Source organism: Halobacillus naozhouensis (assembly GCF_029714185.1).
Taxonomy (GTDB): domain Bacteria; phylum Bacillota; class Bacilli; order Bacillales; family Halobacillaceae; genus Halobacillus_A; species Halobacillus_A naozhouensis.
This window is the reverse complement of the sequence record NZ_CP121671.1, coordinates 3030803-3054912: the sequence shown is the minus strand read 5'-3', so window position 1 is coordinate 3054912 and position 24110 is coordinate 3030803. Positions and strand designations below refer to the sequence as shown.

Annotated in this window: 21 protein-coding genes, 1 pseudogene and 1 riboswitch; of the genes and pseudogenes, 12 read left to right on the top strand and 10 right to left on the bottom strand. The window is 42.2% G+C overall.

Annotation, left to right across the window (positions count from 1 at the left end):
• Nucleotides 1-61: 61 nt before the first annotated feature.
• Nucleotides 62-1972: an SEC-C metal-binding domain-containing protein gene (locus P9989_RS15980; protein ID WP_283075861.1), complete on the top strand. Its 1911-nt coding sequence runs from the start codon at nucleotides 62-64 to the stop codon at nucleotides 1970-1972.
• An 82-nt stretch (nucleotides 1973-2054) separates the two neighbouring features.
• Here the strand turns inward: P9989_RS15980 and fdhA are convergent.
• Nucleotides 2055-3267, bottom strand: a pseudogene (gene fdhA, locus P9989_RS15975) (formaldehyde dehydrogenase, glutathione-independent).
• Nucleotides 3268-3596: 329 nt separating this feature from the next.
• On the opposite strand from fdhA, the gene P9989_RS15970 reads away from it, so the two are divergent.
• Both P9989_RS15970 and P9989_RS15965 read left to right on the top strand, forming a co-directional pair.
• Nucleotides 3597-4499 carry an EamA family transporter gene (locus tag P9989_RS15970; protein WP_283075860.1) on the top strand — a complete coding sequence of 301 codons (903 nt, stop codon included), beginning with the start codon at nucleotides 3597-3599 and terminating at the stop codon, nucleotides 4497-4499.
• Between the two features lie 193 nt (nucleotides 4500-4692).
• Nucleotides 4693-5601, top strand: coding sequence for an acetamidase/formamidase family protein (locus P9989_RS15965; RefSeq protein ID WP_283075859.1), 909 nt, complete (start codon nucleotides 4693-4695; stop codon nucleotides 5599-5601).
• Between the two features lie 145 nt (nucleotides 5602-5746).
• Here P9989_RS15965 and P9989_RS15960 read toward each other — a convergent pair whose 3' ends face one another.
• Nucleotides 5747-6679 (bottom strand): LCP family glycopolymer transferase, encoded by a 933-nt coding sequence (locus tag P9989_RS15960; RefSeq protein WP_283075858.1) that lies wholly within the window; start codon nucleotides 6677-6679, stop codon nucleotides 5747-5749.
• A gap of 204 nt (nucleotides 6680-6883) precedes the next feature.
• Here P9989_RS15960 and P9989_RS15955 point away from each other — a divergent pair, with 204 nt between their 5' ends.
• Nucleotides 6884-7258 carry a hypothetical protein gene (locus tag P9989_RS15955; protein ID WP_283075857.1) on the top strand — a complete coding sequence of 125 codons (375 nt, stop codon included), beginning with the start codon at nucleotides 6884-6886 and terminating at the stop codon, nucleotides 7256-7258.
• Between the two features lie 312 nt (nucleotides 7259-7570).
• A riboswitch (cobalamin riboswitch) is annotated at nucleotides 7571-7755 on the top strand.
• Between the two features lie 195 nt (nucleotides 7756-7950).
• Complete coding sequence (locus P9989_RS15950) at nucleotides 7951-8424, top strand: acyl-CoA thioesterase (protein ID WP_283075856.1); 474 nt, start codon at nucleotides 7951-7953, stop codon at nucleotides 8422-8424.
• A gap of 64 nt (nucleotides 8425-8488) precedes the next feature.
• On the opposite strand, the gene P9989_RS15945 is transcribed toward P9989_RS15950, so the two are convergent.
• On the bottom strand, nucleotides 8489-9214 hold the full coding sequence (locus P9989_RS15945; RefSeq protein ID WP_283075855.1) for a DsbA family oxidoreductase: 726 nt from the start codon (nucleotides 9212-9214) through the stop codon (nucleotides 8489-8491).
• A gap of 286 nt (nucleotides 9215-9500) precedes the next feature.
• Between P9989_RS15945 and P9989_RS15940 the strand changes: the two genes are divergently transcribed.
• A complete protein-coding gene (locus tag P9989_RS15940; RefSeq protein ID WP_283075854.1) occupies nucleotides 9501-12611 on the top strand; it encodes a DUF8508 domain-containing protein in 3111 nt (1036 codons plus the stop codon).
• A gap of 76 nt (nucleotides 12612-12687) precedes the next feature.
• On the opposite strand, the gene P9989_RS15935 is transcribed toward P9989_RS15940, so the two are convergent.
• Nucleotides 12688-13539 (bottom strand): MurR/RpiR family transcriptional regulator, encoded by an 852-nt coding sequence (locus tag P9989_RS15935; RefSeq protein WP_283075853.1) that lies wholly within the window; start codon nucleotides 13537-13539, stop codon nucleotides 12688-12690.
• Between the two features lie 113 nt (nucleotides 13540-13652).
• Here P9989_RS15935 and P9989_RS15930 point away from each other — a divergent pair, with 113 nt between their 5' ends.
• The 5 genes from P9989_RS15930 (at nucleotide 13653) to P9989_RS15910 (ending at nucleotide 18031) form a co-directional block, all read left to right on the top strand.
• Nucleotides 13653-14663 (top strand): BadF/BadG/BcrA/BcrD ATPase family protein, encoded by a 1011-nt coding sequence (locus P9989_RS15930; RefSeq protein WP_283075852.1) that lies wholly within the window; start codon nucleotides 13653-13655, stop codon nucleotides 14661-14663.
• 47 nt (nucleotides 14664-14710) lie between these two features.
• Complete coding sequence (murQ, locus tag P9989_RS15925; protein WP_283075851.1) at nucleotides 14711-15616, top strand: N-acetylmuramic acid 6-phosphate etherase; 906 nt, start codon at nucleotides 14711-14713, stop codon at nucleotides 15614-15616.
• 231 nt (nucleotides 15617-15847) lie between these two features.
• Nucleotides 15848-16033 carry a hypothetical protein gene (locus P9989_RS15920; protein ID WP_283075850.1) on the top strand — a complete coding sequence of 62 codons (186 nt, stop codon included), beginning with the start codon at nucleotides 15848-15850 and terminating at the stop codon, nucleotides 16031-16033.
• Nucleotides 16034-16066: 33 nt separating this feature from the next.
• The gene (locus P9989_RS15915; protein WP_283075849.1) at nucleotides 16067-16363 is read left to right on the top strand and encodes a DUF4212 domain-containing protein; all 297 of its coding nucleotides are present in this window, start codon (nucleotides 16067-16069) and stop codon (nucleotides 16361-16363) included.
• Nucleotides 16364-16378: 15 nt separating this feature from the next.
• Complete coding sequence (locus tag P9989_RS15910; RefSeq protein WP_283075848.1) at nucleotides 16379-18031, top strand: sodium:solute symporter family protein; 1653 nt, start codon at nucleotides 16379-16381, stop codon at nucleotides 18029-18031.
• Nucleotides 18032-18061: 30 nt separating this feature from the next.
• Here P9989_RS15910 and P9989_RS15905 read toward each other — a convergent pair whose 3' ends face one another.
• A complete protein-coding gene (locus tag P9989_RS15905) occupies nucleotides 18062-18625 on the bottom strand; it encodes a transposase (protein WP_283075847.1) in 564 nt (187 codons plus the stop codon).
• 203 nt (nucleotides 18626-18828) lie between these two features.
• Here P9989_RS15905 and P9989_RS15900 point away from each other — a divergent pair, with 203 nt between their 5' ends.
• Nucleotides 18829-19725 (top strand): AEC family transporter, encoded by an 897-nt coding sequence (locus P9989_RS15900; protein WP_283075846.1) that lies wholly within the window; start codon nucleotides 18829-18831, stop codon nucleotides 19723-19725.
• A gap of 58 nt (nucleotides 19726-19783) precedes the next feature.
• Here the strand turns inward: P9989_RS15900 and P9989_RS15895 are convergent, their stop codons facing one another.
• From P9989_RS15895 to P9989_RS15875, 5 genes are all read right to left on the bottom strand, one after another.
• Complete coding sequence (locus P9989_RS15895; RefSeq protein ID WP_283075845.1) at nucleotides 19784-19945, bottom strand: hypothetical protein; 162 nt, start codon at nucleotides 19943-19945, stop codon at nucleotides 19784-19786.
• A 144-nt stretch (nucleotides 19946-20089) separates the two neighbouring features.
• A complete protein-coding gene (locus P9989_RS15890; protein WP_283075844.1) occupies nucleotides 20090-20464 on the bottom strand; it encodes a hypothetical protein in 375 nt (124 codons plus the stop codon).
• A gap of 195 nt (nucleotides 20465-20659) precedes the next feature.
• Complete coding sequence (gene thrB / locus P9989_RS15885) at nucleotides 20660-21568, bottom strand: homoserine kinase (RefSeq protein WP_283075843.1); 909 nt, start codon at nucleotides 21566-21568, stop codon at nucleotides 20660-20662.
• Nucleotides 21565-22620, bottom strand: a complete 1056-nt coding sequence (gene thrC / locus P9989_RS15880) for a threonine synthase (protein ID WP_283075842.1) — start codon at nucleotides 22618-22620, stop codon at nucleotides 21565-21567. Before thrC ends, thrB begins: the two co-directional genes overlap by 4 nt.
• A 1-nt stretch (nucleotide 22621) precedes the next feature.
• A complete protein-coding gene (locus P9989_RS15875) occupies nucleotides 22622-23917 on the bottom strand; it encodes a homoserine dehydrogenase (protein ID WP_283075841.1) in 1296 nt (431 codons plus the stop codon).
• Between the last annotated feature and the right edge of the window lie 193 nt (nucleotides 23918-24110).

The following is a 24110-nucleotide window of genomic DNA, read 5'->3' as shown; positions in this document are numbered from 1 at the left end:
TCCTTACTTGAAAAAAACCTATATAATAGATGATAGAGTATTGTAAGAGAGGAGATTTTATATGGAGAAGGTCGGTAGAAATGATCCATGTCCTTGCGGAAGTGGCAAGAAATATAAAAAGTGTCACGGGAAAACGAACGTCATTGAATTCCCTTCGAAAAAAGTTGAAGAGGAATTGGACCGTTATTTACTTCAGTTTCAGGATTACATGTATGATAATTACCCTCATTTATTCCCCTCCACGAAAGCTTCATCTCAAGAAGAAGAGATTGAACACTTTGTTCACCTTCTTTATAAAGGACTATTCGTGCCCCAGACTGATGGACAAACTGTATTTCAACACTTTTTTAAACAAAAGAAGAAATCAATGCTTCGGCCAGCTACAACGAAGGCTCTTGAGACTTGGGGATCTTCATGTCCGAGTGTCTTTCGCCTTTTAGAAGAAGATTCTGATGAATTTGTATATGTTGAAGATGCCCTAAATGGAGGACAATTCAAAGTAGGAAGAGAACGAATTCCACTGGACAACGAAGATCTTCAAGATTTCCCATATTACATGGGCATTTTAATGAATTGGGGAAGTTTTTATAATTTTATACCTCTTGCACTGCCAAATACAAAATCAGGTTATGATTATTTTATTTCTGGAGTAGAAGCAGAGTTCAACGCACAATCAAAGGCTGTTGAGCTTAGTGGCTACTTACATCACACTTTTCTAGATCAATTCCCTAAGTGGCTTTATATGGAAGATGTCGAGTCTTTAGAAGATGACTGGGATTTAACGCTTCAGCAAAATGAAGTAATTATGCTTCTTGATAAACATGTAGATGTAACTGACCAGCAGCTTGAAGCCTATTTAACACTGAAAGGCTTATGGCTGAGGTTTTGCGAGGAACAGGATCCGATTATAAGAAAACCGGCGGTATTTGCAGCAACCCTTGAATACTTTTTCTATGATGTCCCTTCTTTAGGGGGAGGGCGAATGGTTACGCAAAAAGGTGTGGCCGAAAAATATGGGATCAGCCCAAACAGTATTTCTAAACGGCACCAGGAATTAGAAGAATTCTTTTCCGAACTGATTATGAGTTATGAGGGCTTTAATGAAGGACCGGTGTTTCATTACTATGCTCCTGGTGTTCAAATAGGCGTTGAAAGAAGCACATATGAACTGAATAAAAAGGTAGAACAAATGAATTTCGATTCGATCGATGATATTAATATGAATCATCATAGGAATGATCCGTTTGTTCCTGCAAATGATACAGAACTTGCACAGATTAAGGCATACGAAGCTTATGAAACAGAAGATAAGGAAGAGAAAAGAAGGCTAGTAAATGAAGCATTGTCGTTGGATGAGAATAATATAGATGGACTTGCTTTAAGAGCAGAGTTTACAAACGTTATGGCAGAAAAACTCATATTTGTGTTAGAAGCCGTTGATACTGGTTATCGTCGTTTGGGAGAGTGGGACGATGGAGAAGATGCTATCCTTTGGCAAGTCATAGAGGCGCGACCATTTTTGCGAGCAATCGAGTTTTTGGCAGAGTTATATGAAGAAAAGGGTGAACAGAATAATGCCATTGACTCTTATGAAGATCTGATCGAACTTAATCCTAATGATAATCAAGGCATACGCTCGCAATTAATCCCACTGTATATTGAAAGGGAAAGGTATTTTGATCTACAAAAATTACTTGACTTGTTCCCTAATGAGATGTCCACGGAGCGAATGTTTACCATTGCTTTATTAAAAATCTTATTAGGGATGGATCGTAACGATAGTACGTTTGAATTAAAATCAGCGAACTCCCGAAATGAATTTGTGTATGAACTGCTTAGCGGGGAGGAAAGGATGCCAGCAGAATTGCCGGCACAATTTTCCCCAGGTACGTTTGAAGAAGCAGTTGTGTATGTACATCGTAATGGCCACCTTTGGAAATCACACCTCCATCACTTTGAGCCAATTTTGTAATGGAAATGAATGTAAGACCTGAGGTGGTAATTCATGTAAGTAAAACCTCCCTCGCCAAATTACAGGCGAAGGAGGTTTTTTGTTAGTTTCTTAGTAATCCATGGGGATCGAGGACAAATTTTCTTGGGACTCCACTGTCGAATTCACTGTATCCTTTCGGCGCGTCTTCAAGTCCGATGACCGTAGCATTAACAGCTTTAGCAATGTCTGCCTTGCCGTTTAAGATAGCTTGCATCAATTCTCGGTGATAACGCATGACGGGAGTTTGTCCGGTTACAAAGGATTGAGCTTTTGCCCATCCTAAGCCAAAATTGAGTTTCAATGCACCTTGGCGTGCGTCCTCGTCTGAGGCTCCTGGATCTTCTGTGACATATAGACCGGGGATTCCCAGTCCTCCGCCTGCTTTTGTGGCTTCCATAATAGAGTTCAAGACAACGGCAGGTGCTTCCTCATGACTATGTCCATGCGCTTCAAATCCAACGCAATCCACTGCAGCATCGACTTCGGGCACTCCTAAAATTTGTTCGATTTGTTCGGAAATATTGTCATGCTTACTAATATTAATCGTTTCACAACCGAAACTGCGTGCCTGCTCAAGTCGTTCCTCAATTAAGTCGCCGACGATGACGACTGATGCGCCCAGGAGCTGTGCTGAGTGGGCAGCGGCTAATCCGACGGGTCCTGCTCCTGCAATAAACAGTTGAGCCTATTTGGACGCCCGCTGAATACACCCCGTGAAAACCAGTTGGGAAGATATCAGAGAGCATTGTCAGGTCAAGCATTTTCTCCATTGCCTGGTCTTTATCAGGAAATTTCAACACCTGGAAGTCTGCATAGGGAACCATTACGTATTCGGCTTGTCCGCCGACCCAGCCGCCCATGTCGACATACCCGTAAGCGGAACCAGGACGGTCTGGATTTACGTTAAGGCAAATATGTGTTTTTCCTTCAATACAGTTAACACAGCGTCCGCAGGCAATATTAAAGGGAACGGAAACAAGATCTCCTTTGTGTACAAATTCAACGTCTCTTCCCGTTTCAATGACTTCACCAGTAATTTCATGACCAAGGACTAATCCTTCTGGCGCTGTAGTGCGTCCCCGAACCATGTGCTGGTCGCTTCCGCAAATATTTGTTGATACTACTTTCAGAATCACCCCATGTTCACATTTGCGTCCCACATTAGCTGGATTAACACCAGGACCATCTCTTAAAACTAACTCTGGAAAATCAATATCCTTTACTACAACGCTTCCTTCACCGTTATAGGCTACAGCACGATTATTTGTCGCCATTATATAGGCCTCCTTTAATGATGTTGTGGCTTATGGACAGAACGACCTTCAACTAAAGTTTAAGAGTCATCATTTCCTGGTTTGGTTGTCGCAAGGGTTTACTGGTATTGTGATTGAATAATGAATTGTATGTACATAAAAATTGGTTAGCATGATTGATGTAAACTATATTATCTAAGTACCCTATCCATGAAACAACTTAAACATAACTGAGAAAAATATCCACCTCAGGTCATCCATTATTTGGATGACCTGAGGTGGATATTTTTTACATGGGGTTCGGATCTTTTATGATAAAATGGGGGGTTATGGGAGGAGCGTTGTTACGGATGTCTAGGAATAAAGGGATATTATTTGTGTTGTTAGGGGCAGGGAGCTTTGGGTTTACTCCTATCTTTGTAAAGCTGGGGTTCAGAAGTGGCTATTCACTTGGCGATATAAACATCATCCAAATGTTTATCGCTTTCGTGGTTCTATGGGGGATGGTATTTCTCATTCGTGCCAAGGCAACAAGCTTAAATCCAAAATCGGTGTTTAAAATTATGGCGATGGGGAGCTTTGTTGGGTTAACGAGTATCTTTTATTATGGAGCAATCCATTATCTTTCTGCATCATTAGCTATTATTTTATTGTTTCAATTTGTCTGGATTGGTATCTTCTTTGAATGGGTATTCAATCGCAGGAAACCAACATTGCTCGCTATTTGTTCAATAGCGGTAACATTGATTGGTGTTTTTTTTGCTTCCAATATTCTTACCACTAGTGTAATCAAACTTCCTGCTATAGGCCTTGTTTTTGGCATGTTATCAGCAATTTCGTATGCTGGATTTATATTTGTTAGCGGTCAAATTGCTGTTGAGGTTGTTTCCTGGGTTCGAAGTGCAATCATGGTGACTGGTTCGCTGATTTTAGTTGTCATTACTTTTATGAAAGATATTCCTTCATTACCATTTGGAGATTTAGATTTGTGGATCGTCGGGGGAGGAGTTGCTTTTTTTGGTGCTATTATCCCGCCCTTGTTCTTTGCGTTCGGCGCTCCAAACTTATCAGATGGATTAGCTAATGTGCTAAGTGCGGTTGAACTTCCTGTCGCTCTCGTCTCGGCAAACCTCATTCTCTCCGAGTCGATCACGGCTTTGCAATGGCTCGGTGTCGTCCTAATCATTGCAGCAATTTTCTTGAACAACAGTAGAGGATTGAAAAAAAGCAGGGGCTTGAAACGACAAACTTAAGTATATGTTTGTTTAGGTTTAGACTAGTTTAAAGATGAACATAATGACAACACTTATGGTGTGTGTTCCACTTATTCCCACCTCAGGTCATCCATAAATTGGATGACCTGAGGTGGTTTTTTATGGAATTTTTCCTCAGTTGCCTGTTTATTCTGCTAAAATGGGGATTAACGGAATGGAGAGGGTGAAAGTCATGGTACAGATGTTGGCAAAAGATTCTTATGTGTATGTGATGAGAAAGGAGAATAAACCAGCTTTGAAGGTTCAAGCTGGTGAGCAGGTAGTCATGGATACGTATGATTGTTTTGAGAATCAAATACAAACCGAGGATGCAACTTTTACGAGTATTGACTGGGAGCGAATTAACCCGGCAACTGGACCGGTCTATGTGGAAGGTGCTCAGGCAGGAGATATTTTGCAAGTAAGAATAGATAACATTGAGCTTGGCGAAAAAGGTGTGATGGCGACAGGTCCAAAACTTGGTGTTATGGGACACCGAATAGATGATTTTCAAATTAAAATGGTTGAAGTAAAGGATAATGAAGTGGTATTTGATGATAAAGTTACTCTTCCTTTGCAACCGATGATTGGCGTGATTGGAGTTGCTCCAGAAAACGAAGGTGTCTCATGCGGGACGCCAGGAGCTCATGGTGGAAACATGGATACAAAGCTTGTGACTACCGGTGCAACGCTTTATTTTCCTATTTTTCAGGAAGGCGGACTTTTTTCATTAGGAGATGTACATGCGGCCATGGGTGACGGTGAGGTATGTGTCTCAGGTGTTGAAATTCCGGCGAAAGTGACTTTGACATTAGACGTGATTAAGGGGTACTCGATTGATTATCCTTATATCGAAAATGAAGCAGGTGCAGCATCACTTGTTTCTAGAGAAAGTTTAGATGAGGCTGCGGATCTTGCGGTAGAAAATATGATTGATCTATTGCAGCCACAAACAGATCTAACCTTAGCTGAATTTACGATGCTCATGAGTGCGGCTGGCGAGGTTCAGGTAAGCCAAATTGTTGACCCACTGAAAACGGCACGCTTCTTTGTTCCAAAAAGGATTCTTGAGGGGTACGGGCTGAAGTTATTTAACGAATAAAAATTTGTTAAGTATGTATAGATCTAATCCACTAATCCCTACCTCAGTTCATCCATTTTTTGGATGACTTGAGGTAGTTAAAATTAACAATTAAAATAAATAGAGAAACCGTGTTCCTACTATAGTAGGAACACGGTTTCTCTATTTAAGATCCAAAATTGACGATCAAGTCGTGTGTTTTTTGAATTTCCTGCTGAGGCATTTCTATTAGATACATGCCAGAACTAGTAATTGGGTTCCCAGACATTTGGTAAGTAGAGATGTTTTTACGCGCGCTGCTATAATTCATGGCGAGCCGGCGCATATCGCTAAATTCCATATTTGTTTTCATATTGTTCCCTAATACATTCATCACTTCATCAATTTGATTGATCATATTTAATCCAGCAGCTTTATCAATGACTCCCTGAATCACCTGGCGCTGTCGTTGATTACGTCCAAGGTCTCCTTTAGGGTCTTCTTTACGCATACGCACATAGGCTAGGGCTTCTTCGCCGGAGAGGTGCAATTGGCCTTTTGGAAATTGGAAGCCGTCCTGCGTAAAGGCCATATCATTATGGACAGTAATGCCATTTACGGCATTGACTAGCTGTGCCAGGCCTTCCATGTTCATCGTTACATAATAATCAATATGGATATCAAGGAAGTTTTCAACGGTCTTAACGGCCATGTCACTTCCACCATAAGCGTAAGCATGATTAATCCGAGTTACACGACCATCCCCTGCAATTTTTACTTTTGTATCACGGGGGATACTAACCAATTGCATTTGATCATTAGCTGGGTCAAGGGTCATCACAATCATCGTATCGGAACGTCCTTGATCATTTTCACGCTCATCTACACCAAGCAAAAGGATGTTGATGGGTTCTTTATTATCGACTTTTTTATCCGTCATCTCTGTATCTATAGAAGGTACGCCTTCGTGAAGTTTGCTATTAACTGTTTGTTTAACGTTGTTGAAAATCGTGAATGCATAGACGCCTCCCCCAACGAGCAGGAGCACAATAATGAGAAGGGCAATTTTCCACCAGCGGCCCTTTTTTCTTTTCCTTTTCTTCATTTCTTTACGTCCCATAACTCCACCTCAATTAATGTAAAATAGCATTGAACTAATTATCTATTATACTTGGAATGGCGAATCTTGTAAAAGTGATGAGTGAAAGATTGGAAAAAACCCCCACCTCAGGTCATCCATTTGGTCATCCATTTATTGGATGACCTGAGGTGGGGGAGGGATGCTTGGGTGTGCTACCATGATTAGGGGGAAGGAGGCTGGTTTATGAAAGAAATGATTATACTATTAGCTGAAATTGTTAATATGTTTCACGATCTGTTTTTAAGATTATCCCAGTCATTTGGGTGGAATCTAACTGATAAGGAGCTCCATTTCTGGATTATTGGAATACTGGGGATCATAGGGTTGATCTTCGTGGACATCCTGTTTCATGCGCTTGCTAAATGGAGCATTACGGCTATTTCATTTTTGTTCACCCTATCTATGGTTCTCGTTTTTGTGCTGGCTGTGGAAATCCAGCAAAAGATTACAGGCAGGGGAGCTATGGAGTTTAACGATGCTGCTATAAGTGTACTTGGGTTTTTAGCCTTTTGTGTTGGCTATTTCCTTATAAAAATGATCGTGAAATGGGTACGATAGATGTAAAAAACCAACCCCTGCCTCATGTTAGTGAACTGGGACAGGGGTGTTATTGCAAACCTTTATTTAGTGACTTTTCCATTGGCATCTACATAAATGGCGGTCACAATGGCGCGGTTAAATGGAACGTTTGCTATCGCTTTCCTTTTAAGGTCAATAGTAAGATTGTAGGCTCCTAGATGACTCCACTTTAGGCTTTTACTTTTTTGTGATCTATCTTTTCTAAACCTTCTGACATAACCAATACATAAATCAATTGACAACTGGCCTGTTCTAATCAATAGTAAAGAAAGAGGGCAAGGGCCCTCGAAAAAACTGAATAGGCTTTATGGTGGCTTCGTATTGAAGCTGAAAATGGGAAGATTGGTGCAAATCCAACGCGGTCCCGCCACTGTAAGGAGGAGGCCTTTCTAAATTCCACTGTTTCTACTAGAAACGGGAAGGAGAAAGAGCTGCTGATTCTTAGCCAGGAGACCTGCCATAAAGAAGAACATGTTTTTTCCTACGGGAGATAGGAGGGTGTTACGTAATGAGATATCAGCTTTTTCTTGCTGATCCATTTTGACTGCACACAATTCACATCTTCGTTAGGAAGGTGTTTTTTTGTTGCGTATGGCTCGAAAGTGGTTTACTACGGTTTGTCAAAATCAGCGTACATAGATGCGTATGGATCAGAAAGAGGGGAAAAGGAAATGGATAATGCTTTGCCAGTGCAAGTTTCAAAAATGACACAGACACGGTTGGTTCTGCCTCCAGACACCAATCATCTGGATACGATTTTTGGAGGAAAAGTGCTTGCTTATATCGATGAAATTGCTGCATTAACTGCGATGAAACATAGTAACTGTGTGGTCGTCACGGCCTCAATTGATTCAGTAGATTTCTTATCTTCTGCTAAAGTAGGGGATGCGCTGACACTTGAAGCGTGTGTCACCTCAACGGGGAAGTCCTCAATGGAAGTGTACGTAAAGGTATTTGCTGATGATTTATTAAATGGCGAGAAAATGTTAACAACGGAGTCATTTCTTACGATGGTTGCTGTAGATTCAGAAGGAAAACCGACCCCAGTTCCACAGGTTATCCCCGAAACGAGTGAAGAAATAAGGCTGCACCAAACAGCACCTGCCAGAAAAGAATACCGACGCAACCGCGCCAGCTTACGATAATATAAAGAAACTTCCACCTCAGGTCATCCAGATTCTGGATGACCTGAGGTGGAACAAATTGGTGTTAGCTGTTGTTTGGTGGAACATCACAGTTTTCGTCAGTGCAGGCTTCTCCTTGGATTTTATTTGTTAAATTTTGGAGAGAAGGGGATTGTTGTTCTTCTTCCATAATCTTTTGTAAGTTTTGTACAAAAACTTCAGTAGGTTGGGCGCCAGAAATGGCATACTTACGGTTAATGACGAAGAAAGGAACTCCTTGAACGCCGATTTCCCTTGCTTCTGCTTCTTCCGCACGAACAAGTTCCCCGAATTGCTCACCAGCCAGTACATCATGGACTTCAGCTCGGTCAAGCCCTATGTGTTCTGCAAGTTCGATAAGTGTATCGTGATCACCAACGTCCTTTCCATCCGTGAGAACAGCTTGGAAGAACTGTTCTGTCGCTTCTTTACCGACTCCTTTACTCTCTGCGAATTTAGCCAAGCGGTGAGCGTCAAATGTATTAGTAGGAACTGCTGTGTCCAAATTGTATTTTAGCCCCACACTTGAGGCTTGCTGTTCCATGTTTTTGTTCATCTGCTTTGCTTCTTCAAGACTCTTGCCATACTTGGCTGCAAGCTTTTCAGCGTTAGTCATTCCTGTGTTTTTCTCCGCTTGGGGATCAAGTTCAAAGCTCTTGTAAGCGACCTCAGTTTGCTCTCCTGCACCTATCTGTGATAACGCTTCCTCTAGGCGACACTTACCAATATAACAAAAGGGACAAACAAAGTCCGACCAAATCTCTATTTTCATATTTATCACCTCATTATTAATATCATACGTTTCTTATTTTACGGAGCTTCAGAGGTAAATTCCATTATTCTGATTGGGCAGATGACATGAGGTGGAAGTATATTCCACCTCATGTCATCCATAAATTGGATGTAATTAGGGGGAATGGTTCTAGTGGTCAGACGTCTTATGTTGTGTCTATTGATTCAATTTGAAAATTTTACAAAAAAGATAAATGTGTGAGTAGTTTATCTTTTATACTTGGGGAAGATTGATAGATTTATATGACATATTTAGGAGGAATGAAATGAGTATTAAAAAGACGGTCGTTACTGGTCTGGCCGCCGTATTGGCGTTAGGTCCATTTATAAGTGCGGTACCACAAAGTTATGCTGCGGAAGCACCGAGCGATTTATTTATCTCAGAATACATAGAAGGCAGCAGTTATAATAAAGCGGTTGAAATCTATAACGGAACAGGCAGTTCAATAGATTTATCTGCCTACACAATTGAAATGTATGCGAACGGGTCTCTGGAACCCACAGGTACCTTCGAATTGTCAGGAACGCTCTCCAGCGGTGAAGTTTTCGTTGCGGCCAATAGTCGTGCAGATGAAGAGATTTTAGCGAGTGCGGATGCTACAAACAATTCAGCAATAAATTTTAATGGAAATGATCCTGTAGTCCTGAAAAAAGACGGTGTAGTTGTTGATTCTATCGGTCAAATCGGCAGTGAAGAATCGTTTGCTGGTGATGTCACCCTTATTCGTAAGGAATCCGTGACTGCCGGAGACACAAATTTAGAAGACGGCTTTGAAACCGCAGAAGAATGGGACAGCTATGCTAAAGATACGAAAGAGTACCTAGGAAGCTATCAAATGCCGGATGTTCCTGACGTAGAAGTTCAATCCATTAAAGAGGCACGGGCGAGTGAACCTGGATCAACGGTTAAAGTGAAGGGGATTGCGACAGCTGCTTTTGAAGCAGGCGGTCAAACGAACCTTTACATTCAGGATGAAACGGGGGGTATTATTGTTCGTGTCCCTGGTTTATCAGCAGAAGCAGGCGATGAAGTGATCGCCACAGGTGAGTTCTCTGATTATTATGGAATGCAGCAAATTCTTGCTTCGTCAGCGAATGTAGAAGTCGTAACGACGGAGGCAGGTATTCCTGCTCCACAAAAAGTAACTTCACAGCAATTTTCTAAAGGTAAAGGGGAAGTAATTGAGGGAGAATTCGTGCAGGTGAGCGGAGTAGAAGTACTATCCAAAAATAGTTTCGGAGATTTCACGGTGCAGGATGCCTCAGGAACATTTACGGTTACCCCAAATGATGAGAATGCTCTGGAAGTTGGAGAAACGTATGAACAGATCTTTGGAGTTGTAAATTACAGCTATAATGAATACAAACTTATCCCTCGTAACGAGCGTGATATTGTCAAAGAAGTGTTTGCTGTTCAGGCAAATCCATCTTCAGGTTCTCTGGTAAAAGGGGAAAAAGTAGAGCTTTATACAGCTCAGTCAAACGCAACAATCCATTATACGGCAGATGGTTCGAAACCTACTGCCAGCAGCCAAGAGTACACGGAGCCAATCACAATTAATCAGGACACAACCCTAAAAGCGGTTGTTGTAAAAGAAACTGGTGTAGCAAGTCCAGTGGCCACCTTTGATTACACGATTTTAAAACCGTTGGATGATGTAGAAATTCATGACATTCAGGGGGCGAGTCATACCTCCCCATACGAAGGAAATGTCGTTAAAAGTGTAGAAGGCGTCGTCACCAAACTTGAGGGACCAAATGGTTTTTACATGCAAAGTCTTAATCCTGATAACAATGTGGCTACATCTGAAGGGATCTATGTGTATGATCGCTCAGGTACAGCAGAAGTAGGCGAACATGTTGAGGTAGCTGGCGAAGTGATTGAATGGCGTGAAGAAGGCTATTCAGATGCAGAAGATTTATTAACAACACAAATTAGTGCTTCAGAAGTTAGCGTTCTTGAGGGTGGAGCCGATCTTCCGAACCCGGTTGTGTTAGGCGTTGACCGTCAGCAGCCTACGGAAGTGATTGAAAATGATGGCATGGAGTCATTCGATGCAAAAGAAGATGGCTTGGATTTTTATGAAAGTCTTGAAGGAATGTTAATTGGGATTAAGGATGCTACGGTTGCGGCTCCGGTAAAATATGAGGAGCTTGCAGTGTACGGTGAAACAAGTGAGGATCAGCTGTTTACACGTGCTGGTGGTTTGTTGATTTCACCGGATGATTATAATCCTGAGCGTCTATTGATTGATGTGGACGGACTTGGAATTAATGCAGTTACTGGGGATTACTTTACTGAAATGATCACGGGTGTGGTCAGCTATGATTACAGTAACTTCAAGATTCGTCCGACGGGAGATTTCCCTGAATTGATGGATGGTGGAACAGAGCGAGAAGTGACAGAGCTTAAGAGTTCGAAACAGAAGCTGACTGTGGCTGGCTATAACGTTGAGAACTTTTCCGCTGCAAGTGATCCGGAGAAGGCAGCGCGTTTAGGCGGGGCATTAGTGAAGAATTTAAACAGTCCTGATATTGTCGGGCTGACTGAGATTCAGGATAATAATGGACCGAAGGATGATGGAACAATCGCTGCGGATGAAAGCTATCAAGCGCTGATTGACGCAATTGAAGCAGCAGGAGGGCCAAGTTATAAGTTCATTAACATTAACCCGGTTGATAAAATGGATGGCGGTCAGCCAGGAGGGAATATTCGTGTCGGATTCCTTTATAATCCTGAGCGAGTATCGTTGACTGATAAGCCGAAGGGCGACGCGGTCAAAGCTGTTGATGTGAACGAGAATGGCTTGACATTAAACCCGGGTCGTATTGATCCAATGAATGACGCGTTTGATGATTCTCGTAAGCCGCTGGCTGCAGAATTCAAGTTTAATGGTGAAAAAGTGATCGTGATTGCCAATCACTTCAATTCAAAAGGCGGTGATGGTGCATTGTTCGGAGCAGAACATCCTGTTGTCCTCGGCAGTGAAGAGCAGCGTATCGAACAGGCTGAAGTTGTTAACGACTTTGTTGAAGAGATCGATGAAGAAGTGAAGCGGGAAAACGTTGTTGTGCTAGGCGATCTGAATGATTTCGTATTCTCAAATCCACTACAGACACTTGCGGGCGACGATCTTACTAATATGGTTAAACAACTTCCGACTGAAGATCGCTATTCCTATATTTATCAAGGGAATTCGCAAGTCCTTGATCACATTCTTGTAAGTGACCATTTAGTAAAAGATACAGCAATTGATGCCCTTCATATTAACGCTGACTTTTCTGAAGCGACTGGACGTGCCAGTGACCATGACCCAATGGTCGCCCGAATTCATGTAAAAAAAGGCAAAGGCACCCACCCAGACTTTCACAAATAAATTACCTAAATTAACCACCTCAGATCATCCAAAAATTGGATGACCTGAGGTGGTGTTTTTTTCCATGTTATATATTTTATTTTTGTTCGTCTATTGCTGCTCGGGAGCGGTCGAGGGATTCTACGACTTCTTCATAGTAATTGGATACATAGCTCATAAATAAAATATCCACTACGTGAAGCTGGGCGAGCCTGGAACTCGTTGCAGCACTTCGGATCATCGCCTCCTGAGTTGCGGATGTGTAGAGAGGGATCTCAGCAAGTTGGGATATTGTTGAGGATCCATATTTAGTAATGCTGATCGTTTTCATGCCATTCTTTTTGGCCAGACGCAAGTATTGAATGACCTCGTTCGTCTCCCCTGAAAATGAAACAGCAATCGCGACGTCATTTTCTTTCACATTGGATAGTGTAGTATAGGCCATGTGCGGGTCCTGTAAACAAAAGGCATATCGTCCGGCACGCAGGAATTTCTGTTGGCCATCTGCCGCCACAAGACCGGATGCACCAATTCCAAACAGGTGAATGGACCCTGCTTCATGAATGGTTGCCACAGCTTCTTCTACATCTTCAAGGCGCAGCATTTCCTCGGTTTCCTTTATAATTTGAATCCCATTCTGTGTCATTTGCCCGATGATGTGGTGAACAGACTCTCCCTCATTTATATCCCTGTATTCTGCTGAGGATTGCTTTTGCACATCCCCGGCAATTCTCATTTTTAGTTCCTGAAATCCTTTTAAATCGAGTGATTTACATAAACGTATAACAGCAGCGGAGCTTGTCTTACTGCCTTCAGCTAACTGTTTGACGGTCATTGTTACGACAGTTTCTGGGGTAGACAAAATGTAGTTGGCAATTTTTTGCTCAGAAGTGGGGAGGCTGTTTACCACACTTCTTAACATAGCGAGTCCGCCGGATATGTAGGCCACGACCATTCCTCCTAAAGTCTAAATTTGCAGTTTGTTGTAGTTGTTCATTCTGAAGTCCTGTAAACATATTAGCAAATAAAAACGCTTACATCATAGAATAAGTATATGCTATAATGAAATTAAATTTCAATAAAATTTTATATTATATGAAATATTATACTGTGGGAGGCGTTTTTCATGAAAAAAAGAGCCCGAATAACTGTAATGAGACAAAAGCGGCTTCAACATTGCAAAGGGATACATCAGTGATTATTGGGATAGACGCTGGTGGAACAGCAACGAAAGGCGCGCTGATCAGTGATGAAGAAGAGGTGCTTTTTACCTTTGACTCAGGTTATGGGAATCCCTTGATTGATGAGCAAAAAGCATTTAAGCATATTGAAGTGGTTATGGAAGCATGCAGGGAAGCATCGAAGCAGCCTATCCAGCATATCGTCATCGGTATGGCCGGCTATCAAACTTTGAAAAAGAGACTCACGCTGCCGAGGACGTGGCGGAATAATCCGATAATAGATGTCATCAGTGATGCCGAGCTCGCTTATGAAGCTGGTTTACCCGATCAAGAGGGAATTCTTACGATTTCAGGAACGGGAACGATCCATGCAGGTAAGAAAAACCAAAGGCTGTTTATCAGAGGAGGCTGGGGTCACTTACTTGGAGATGAAGGAGGGGGATACGATCTTGGCAGGTCTGCTGTTCAACGTGTGCTGTATACTCTTGAAATGGACCTGAACCGAACACCTTTTTGCGAAAAAATGATGGCCTATATGGACGCTCGCGATGTAAATGAGGTAAAGGGATGGTTTTATGCGCAGAGCAAATCAGGTGTCGCTGCTATTGCTGAATATATCGATCAATTGGCGATAAAGGGAGATCAGGAGGCATGGCTGCTGCTGCAGGAAGGTGCTTGTAGACTTGCCGGACAGGTAGAGCAGCTCTACGACAGGATGGAGCTTGATGGAGAGGCCGTACTTGTAGTCGCAGGGAATGTATTGCTAAGCAGTGAACGGTTTTTTTCTGCTTTTACTAAAAAAATTACCTGCCCGTTTCGTGAGGTGAAACGTCTTGCCCGGCCTGCATATATGGGGGCTTGTTCACTGGCTGGGAAAAAGGGAAGGCGGTAGTTTTGGATATTTCACACTGCATTATTGAATAAGAGAGGGATTTGTCTATGAATATAAAGGAAATTTCTACAGAGCAAAGAAACGCGAGTACATTGACGATTGATCAAGCTAGCAGTTTGCAAATCGTGAAGTTAATGAACAAGGAGGACCGTGATGTACCACAAGCTATTGGAAAGATCCTCACCCAGATTGCCACCGCCATCGACAGGATTACCGAACGGATGTCGTTAGGGGGGCGCTTGATTTACGTGGGAGCGGGCACAAGTGGGCGACTCGGCGTTCTTGATGCTTCAGAATGTCCTCCTACATTCAGTGCAGATCCTGAACATGTTCAGGCACTTATTGCTGGCGGCCCCGCAGCCATTACAAGTGCGTTTGAAGGAGCAGAAGATGATGTAGAACAAGGCCGATTGGACATTAAAGCGAAGAACGTTAATCAACAGGATGTAGTCGTAGGTATTGCTGCGAGTGGCCGGACTCCTTATACGATTGGAGCTATGAAAGAGGCTAAGGACCATGGCGCACTTGTACTGGCAATTGTGTGCTCTCTGGGATCAGATATGGAGGAGGCTGCAGATTTAACGATGGTTGCGGAGGTAGGACCAGAGATACTCACAGGTTCGACCCGCTTAAAGGCTGGAACAGCACAAAAGTTAATCTTAAATATGCTGTCGACGGGTACCATGATTCAACAAGGAAAAGTGTACAGCAATTTAATGGTTGATTTGCAGCCAACTAATCAAAAACTGCAAATTCGCTCAAAGCATATCATCATGGAGGCAACGGGTGTTTCCGAAAAAAAAGCAGAACAGGTACTTCATGAATATGGTGCAGTTAAACCAGCTATTTTAGCTTTATTAACCTCTTTAAAAGGAGAAGAAGTACATGCTTCGCTTGACAAACATAACGGCCACATAGGAAGAGCAATCCATTCCGTATCCGAAAGTGAATAAAATTCCAAAAACCCCCACCTCAGGTCACCCATATATTGGATGACCTGAGGTGGGGGTTTTTGGATCTTATAGGACTTTTTTCATGATTGACTTTTATCGGTTTATGTCTAATAATATCAGACATAATATTCTATAAATTCTAATAATTTAAAAAATAATTTAAAGGAGGGGATCATAACCTCTTTTTCTTTTGCGTAAAATGATAGCGATTACAAAATAGGGGGACTAGCCGTGTTGCCAGTTATCATTCTTTCACTTATTACAGTTGCTTCCGTTGTACTTGCATTAAGAAGAAAGAAAATAATCTTTATGCTCGTACCGTTACTTAGCTTGTTTAGCTTTGCTTTAGTAAAAATAATCATGGTTCCTATGCCCTTCTGGGATACAGTTCGCTTTATTTTTAATTTACGTGGTTGACGTTCCTTTATTAGTTGAAGGGAGGTGGTAAAGATGAAGAAAATGGATCCAGCTAAAGCAGAGGCTTATTTTAAATATCGAACAACCATGATTCTTATTTATTTAACAATAGGCTTTTTAGCATCTTACGTAATCGTATTTTTTGCACGAGATCTTTCATCCATTACTGTTATGGGCATTCCTTTTCACTATTATATGGGGTCACAAGGAGCAGTTTTGACTTTCATCATATTGCTTTTTTTAAATGCGGTTATGAGCGACAAGATTGATAAAAAATTTGGCTTTGATCCTGAGTTTGTTGATACCAACAATAGAACAGAAGATCATTAATGGAGGGAAAATATTGTGGATGGACAGTTTATTGTATCTCTCATCCTCATAATCGCGACTTTTTCTTTATACATCGGTATTGCGGTTTTTAACAGAGCGCGCGCTACTTCAGACTTTTATGTGGCAGGTCGTGGGGTGCCACCTGTATTTAACGGGATGGCGATCGGCGCAGACTGGATGAGCGCGGCTTCTTTTATTGGAATGGCCGGTACCGTAATGGCCCTCGGTTATGATGGACTTGCCTATATAATGGGCTGGACAGGCGGTTACTTGCTTTTAACCTTCTTGTTGGCCCCGCAGCTTCGTAAATATGGCCGTTACACGGTCCCAGAGTTTATCGGAGATCGCTATAGGAGCAATACTGCTAGAATCATTGCTGCGATCGCTACTATCATTATCAGTTTTACGTATTCAGTGGGCCAGTTATCTGGATCAGGGGTTGTTATTGGACGTTTGCTTGAAGTGAACACAACGACAGGTACTTTAATTGGGGTTGTGCTGATTGCTTTCTATTCTGCTATGGGTGGTATGAAAGGGATCACATGGACCCAGGTGGCCCAATACCTCGTCCTGATCGTTGCTTATTTGATCCCGGTAATTTTCATGTCATTGCAACTGACTCAGAATCCGGCTCCCTGGTTATCTTATGGGCAAATTATTGAGGAGCTGCAAATCCTTGATAAACAACTTGGGATTACTGAATATATTGTTCCTTTTACAGGGGCGACAAAATGGCAATTTCTAGCGTTAATGTTTACATTAATGGCGGGGACTGCGGGACTGCCGCATGTAATTGTTCGCTTTTATACAGTAGCCACGATGAAAGCTGCACGTTGGAGCGGGGCATGGGCGCTTCTGTTTATCGGGCTTCTTTATTTATCTGCGCCAGCCTACGCTGCTTTTTCCCGATTTATCCTAATGACAGAGGTCGCGGGGTCCTCATTGAGCAATCTGCCAGCCTGGACGCAGCCGTGGATCAATACGGGTGAGCTGTCATTAGCTGATAGCAATAGTGACGGGATTTTGCAATGGACAGAGATCATGATCAGCAATGACATTGTGGTTATGGCCACACCTGAAATTGCGAACTTAGGTATATTTGTTGTTGGATTAATGGCTGCAGGTGCCATGGCTGCGGCGTTATCGACTGCGGGAGGACTGATGATTGCGATATCAGCAGCCCTTTCACACGATATCTATTTCAGGTCCATCAATCCTAATGCCAGTGAAAAGAAACGACTTGCGGTAGGAAGATGGTCGATTATTCTTGCAACCGTTTGTGCAGGTTTACTTGCGTTAAATCCGCCAGGAGCCATCACACAAATTGTAGCCTGGGCATTTGCCTTAGCTTCAGGGTCCTTTTTCCCAGCTTTATTCCTTGGGGTATGGTGGAAACGCGCGAATGGTCCGGGAGTAGTTGCTGGAATGATCGTCGGTTTAACGGTTACGCTAAGTTATATCTTCGCATCTAAGTACGGAGGCTTTACGATTTTAGGAATCATCGATACAGGAGCCGGGGTATTTGGAGCAAGTGCGGCGATTATAACCAATATCATCGTCTCGCTGGCTACTAAACCACCGACTCAGGAAACTCAAGATGAAGTCACAGATCTTCGCTATCCAGAACAAGTACAATATAAAAATGGAGAAGTCTGGCTCAAAGAATAGCCATTCATAGGGTAAAATTACCACCTCAGTTCATCCAAATTCTGGATGACTTGAGGTGGTTTTTAGTGGTAATTTCACAAACCAGTCGTATTCTGCTTGGGTCTTAAAATAGGAAAGTAATTTTGAGGTCGTTACGAGTGTGTTGGTTGGGTGTGAGGAAATGTAATGGGTGTAGCTGCTCCACTGATAGTCTTCAGGAGTGGGCGAAATATTGGCGCGGCAAGGATTCAGGTGGATATAACGGCTGACTTGTAGCATTCCATTCACATCATCTTGAAGATCCGCCTTGTATGGACCTTGAAAAAGATGTCCCGCATAATCATACTTCTTGTTAAAATACATCGCGTAATTGGAATGAATTTCTTTCATAAAGATACCAGGAGGGTGGTTAATCGTTTCGATTAACAAATGCACATGGTTGGTCATGAGGCAATATGCGTGAAGGTGGAAGGGGTAGCTTTGTTTGTTCTGGGCAAGGAGCTCCAGATAATAATAGCGATCTTGATCCGCGTAGAAAATATCTGCTTTTCGATTCCCGCGTGCCGTAATGTGATAGCTAGCATGAGGAAACCATATTCGTTTCGGGTTTGCCATAACAATATCCTCTCTATTTCAGTTTATACCAAGACATAGTTATATTCGCCTTTTATCCTCAAAATCCTGCATAATTAGAGAAAGGATAAATATGCCACCTCAGGTCATCCATAAATTGGATGACCTGAGGTGGCATATTATGTATGATGACTTGATTTTTGATAAACTAATAGAGTTCAAATTTTTTATTGGAGGCTTAGCCTATGACGATATTCTTCCAAGTTGTACTTCCTGTCATCATTGTCTTTATAGCAGGATTCATTTTGCAGAAGTTTCTGCACCTTGAAATTAAATCACTGTCTACGGTAGCGTTATATATCATGCTCCCGTGTCTTGTCTTTGAAACGTTCTATCAGGCTGAATTCAATAACGCATATCTGATGATGCTGTTATTTTCGATTCTATTGCTCTTTCTAATTCTATTAATAAATAAAATCGCGGCCAAAGTTATGAAGTTTGATACTTCGGTAGAAAGCGGCATGATCCTCTCTACAGCATTTATGAATGCAGGGAATTATGGGGCTCCGATTGTGCTGTTTGCCTTTGGGGAGGAAGGATTTGTGTATTCTGTTTCCTTCATGGTTTTACAGCAGATTGTCATGAACTTTTTTGGCGTATACTATGCAGCAAAGGGATCTGCAGGCATACGGATGGCCATCGCAACGGTGCTAAAAATGCCCCCAACTTATGCGGTAGCTGTTGCTCTGATTATGAAATTTTCTTCTATCTCGATTCCGGAGAATTTAATGTCGAGTGTCTCGCTGGTAGGGAACGCTACAATCCCAACTGTAATGATCCTGTTAGGGATGCAGCTAGCCAATATTACCGTTAAACATCTGGAATGGGGCAGAATTTCTTATTCAGCCACATTGCGACTAGTAGGATCACCTCTAATCGCCTGGGGGTTAACGGCCTTGTTGCCAATGAGTGATTTAATGGCTAACGTCTTAATTATATCAGCAGCGATGCCATCGGCTGCAACGACCACTATGTATGCTGTGCAGTTTGACTCAAAACCCGATCTAGTATCCAGTATTACACTCATAACAACACTTTTGAGTATCATTACCATCCCAATTGTGTTAAACATCTTAACATAGTTACAAAAAATTCCCACCTCAGGTCATCCAGTATTTGGATGCCTTGGGGTGGGAATTGTTATCTCTCTTTTTCTTCTTTTCGGCTTTTGAAGAACATGTATAGGTTTGAACAGATAAGAGCAACAGATAACACCACTGCAAAAGCAGAGAGTTCCAGTGGAGTAACATAGCCTGCTATTAAGTAAATGACGAAAAAGCAAGCGAATAATAAATAAAACATTTATGCGATCTTCCTTTCTTTTCATTATTTTAAAATAACATAGAAGATCATTATTTTTCTACAATTACTAATAAGAGACGTAACAGAAAAGCATCCTCCATTTCAAAATGGGGATGCTCAGTATAGATTAGGGGTGTTTTTAGTTTATTTCTCGATCGTGATGTTGATTTTGCTCAGCCCGAGAGCTCTGGCCGCTTTAATCATCCTAGCTGCTTCTTGCTCAGCATCATGAATAGGGATATTGTTTCTCGAGATGTTTAAAGTGGTACCATCGAATAACGGCATTGGCTCCTGAATCTTATCTTCTGATGGGAGAAGAGTAGATTGCGGTAATTCAGTTATGATGTCATGTTTGCTTCGATTGACTCGGCCGCGAATTTTTCGGCCATGATAAACAACACTTGCATAGGGACACCCGGTCTCCTGAGAAATTTCCCTATAGTTTTTACCGGTTTCCTCAATTAGTCGTTTTACTTCTTTTAAGTCATAGTCGTATTGCTTACTTTTTTTTGCCATCATCGTCTAACCCCTTTTTGAATTCTGTTATTCTATTATATCCAATTATTCACCATTTTTATAGTAGAATTTCTCGAATTTTTTCGTATGAGCAATTATTTTTCAAAAAAACACTCTCATTGGTATGAAATATAATTCAACTAGTTATCATTATTGCAAAAAGTAATTATTTTTTTAAAAAATAAGATCAGTGAATAATCACTGATCGACATGTATGGCTGTTTCTAATCCTGTTGTATCTATTGTTAACATCTCTACATGATGTTCGGGGAATTGATGGACCAATGATTTGCACAGCGCTGGGGTCAATTTTTGAAATAACCCTACCATCGTCGGGCCAGCCCCGCTAATGTAGCTGCCGTAGGATCCATTCGCTTCAAGCGTTTTTGAAACGGAAGGGAAATCCGGGATTAGTTTACGGCGATAAGGCTGATGCCACTGGTCACGATTCATCATTTTACCAACTAAATTCCAATCTCGTTTAGCTAAAGCGGCCACTAACACGTTTGCTGTTCCACTGGCTAGCACGGCTGACTTATAACTCATCGCATCAGGCAGGACCAAGCGGGCTTTTTCCGTTTCCACGTGGTAACTTGGAATAATTGTAGCAAAAGAGAGTCCCTCCAGTCCCTCCGTAAAGCGAACGTAATTTAGATCCTCACCCGTGTAGCTTGAAATGACTACACCGCCTAAAATAGCCGGTGCTACGTTATCAGGGTGCCCTTCAATCTTGCAGGCAATTTTCAGCTTCTCATCCTTATCCAGTCCCAAATTAAGAAGAGCATTGGCAAGTTCAATCCCTGCCACAACCGCCGTCGAAGAGCTGCCAAGGCCTCTTGCAACAGGGACATCATTTACCATCGATACGTGACACGGAGGCAATTCATCGAGCCCGTAGTGATAAGCTGTAAAAAGTGCGGACTTATAAATAAGGTTTGTTTCGTCGCTTGGGATATAAGGCTGATCCTTTTCTGCTACAGAAAAAGACCATTGTTCAGCTGGCTGACATTCCAGCGTGACGTATTTGGAAAGGGCTATTCCTATCGAATCGAATCCAGGCCCAAGATTGGCGGAAGTAGCTGGGACACGGATTGTAAGGCTGTTCATGAGTGTACACCTGTGATAGCATCAGAAAACTGTTTGATGTCGTTTTCGATGACGGTAGGTTTCACCAGGCTTGTATCAATCGCTGTTACAGGGTCCTTTAATCCATTGCCTGTCAGGACGTGAACGACGCTTGCCCCTTTAGGGATTGTGCCATCGTTTACTTTTTTAATCGTGCCAGCCAACGAAGCACAGGAGGCAGGCTCTGCGAAGACCCCCTCAGTTTGGGCAAGCCATTGATAGGCCTCGATGATCTCATCATCACTCACCTCATTGATACTTCCATTGGATTCAGTCGCTGCTGCAACAGCCGGCTGCCAGCTTGCCGGATTCCCTATTCTGATTGCTGTAGCCACTGTTTCAGGATTCTCAACCACTTGGTCCCGGACAATGGCAGCTGATCCACTTGCTTCAAATCCGATCATTTGCGGAAGCTGATAGCTGTGTTGTTCATGGTATTCCTTAAATCCACGCCAGTATGCGGTAATATTTCCTGCATTGCCTACTGGGATAGAGAGAAAATCCGGAGCTTTTCCAAGAGTGTCACAAACTTCAAAAGCAGCTGTCTTTTGCCCTTCAATTCTGTATGGATTTACTGAATTGACAAGCGTAACAGGTTCCTTTTCCGCAATCTCTCGGACTATTTTCAAAGCCTGGTCAAAGTTTCCTTTTATTGCAAAAATCTCAGCTCCGTACATAACGGCCTGCGCAAGTTTTCCTTCAGCGATTTTACCGTCGGGAATGACGACAATGCACCGCAGTCCAGCCCGGGCTGCGAAGGCAGCTGCAGATGCAGAAGTATTGCCTGTCGAGGCACAGATAACGGCTTTCGACCCTTCTTCAATCGCTTTAGCCATGGCTAGCACCATCCCTCGGTCTTTAAACGATCCAGTCGGGTTAGCTCCTTCTATTTTTACATAGGCTTCGATCCCCAGTTTTTCTGAAATCGTCGGAACTGGGAGAAGTGGAGTGTTTCCCTCATGCAACGTCAAGCTCGGTGTTTTTTCATTAATAGGCAAAAGTTCGTTGTAGTGATGTAATAATCCTTTCCACATGTCATTTCCCTCCATCTACTCGAAACACGCTATCAATTGATCGAATGGTGTCCAGAGCTTCCAGTTCATGGTAAGCTTTATCAAAATCTTCTTCACTTACTTGGTGTGTAATCATCATTAGTTCACGTTCGTCGTTCTGATCCGCCTGACGCTGAATGATTTGGTCAAATGAAATTCCGTATTGCGCAAAAATCTTTGTGAGTTCCATTAACATGCCTGGCTGATCCATGACATGAAGGCGGATGTATTTCTTAGTGAGCTGATCTTTCCGGGATTTCAATTGTTTTGTAAACTGTGGCTGTACATAAGCTGTACCAGACACACCGAGGCGTAAATTTTTAATGACGGCAATTAGATCTGACACGACAGCGGTCGCAGTGGGGAGTTTGCCTGCTCCGGGTCCGTAAAACATCGTTTCCCCGACTGCATCCCCATATACATAGACTGCATTGTACTCATCATGGACAGAGGAAAGCGGGTGTTCAACAGGAAGCAGCGTCGGCTCAACACTAACAGAAGCACCGTTCTCGTTATGGTCGGCAATTCCTATTAGTTTAATAGAATAACCCAACTGCTTGGCATATTTTATATCAGATAAGGATGTTCCGCGGATTCCCTTTACAGAAACGTCTTCTAAATTAAAAGGCATGGAAAAACCTAAGATTGATAGAATCGCCATTTTTCGGGCAGCGTCCAGTCCATCCACATCGGCTGTTGGATCAGCTTCAGCGAAACCTAAATCCTGAGCCTCTTTTAATACTGATTCAAAGTCTGCTCCTTCCCTTGTCATCTTATCTAAAATGAAATTCGTGGTTCCATTAACAATCCCCATCATTTTACTAATGCGATCTGAAGATAAACCATCCAGAATCGGCCGAATAATCGGCGTCCCTCCGGCAACACTTGCTTCATAATATAAATCACAGCTGTTTCGCTGACTCGTTTCAAAAAGTTGTGCCCCATGCTGAGCAATCAAATCTTTATTGGCTGTCACAATATGTTTTCCTTGTTCCATTGCTTCAAGCACGATTGATAAAGTGTGATCAATTCCCCCCATCACTTCAACAACGACATCAATTTCAGGGTCTTCTGTAATATCTTGATAGCGATCCGTCAATTGAGTCGTTTCATTAGGTAAATGACGCGGCTTTGATAAGTCATTGACCAGAACCTTTGTAATGGTGACATCACACCCTGTTTTATGCTGAATACTTTCTTTATGGTCGTTAAGAATCTCAATGACTCCACTTCCAACAGTACCTAAACCTAATAATCCTACTGTAATGGTATTCTTCATTGTTCACACTCCTGTCCACCTGAAGTAAACATATATTTTTGTATAATGGACATTGTAACGGAAAGTATGAATCTAAACAAGGAAGAACACAGTATTTTTTAAAAATTTGTTGAATAGTTTAATTGTTGCGGAATTTGTAGAAAAAAGACGAACGATAATAGTTGTTAAAAATTAACTTATTATTATAATGAAA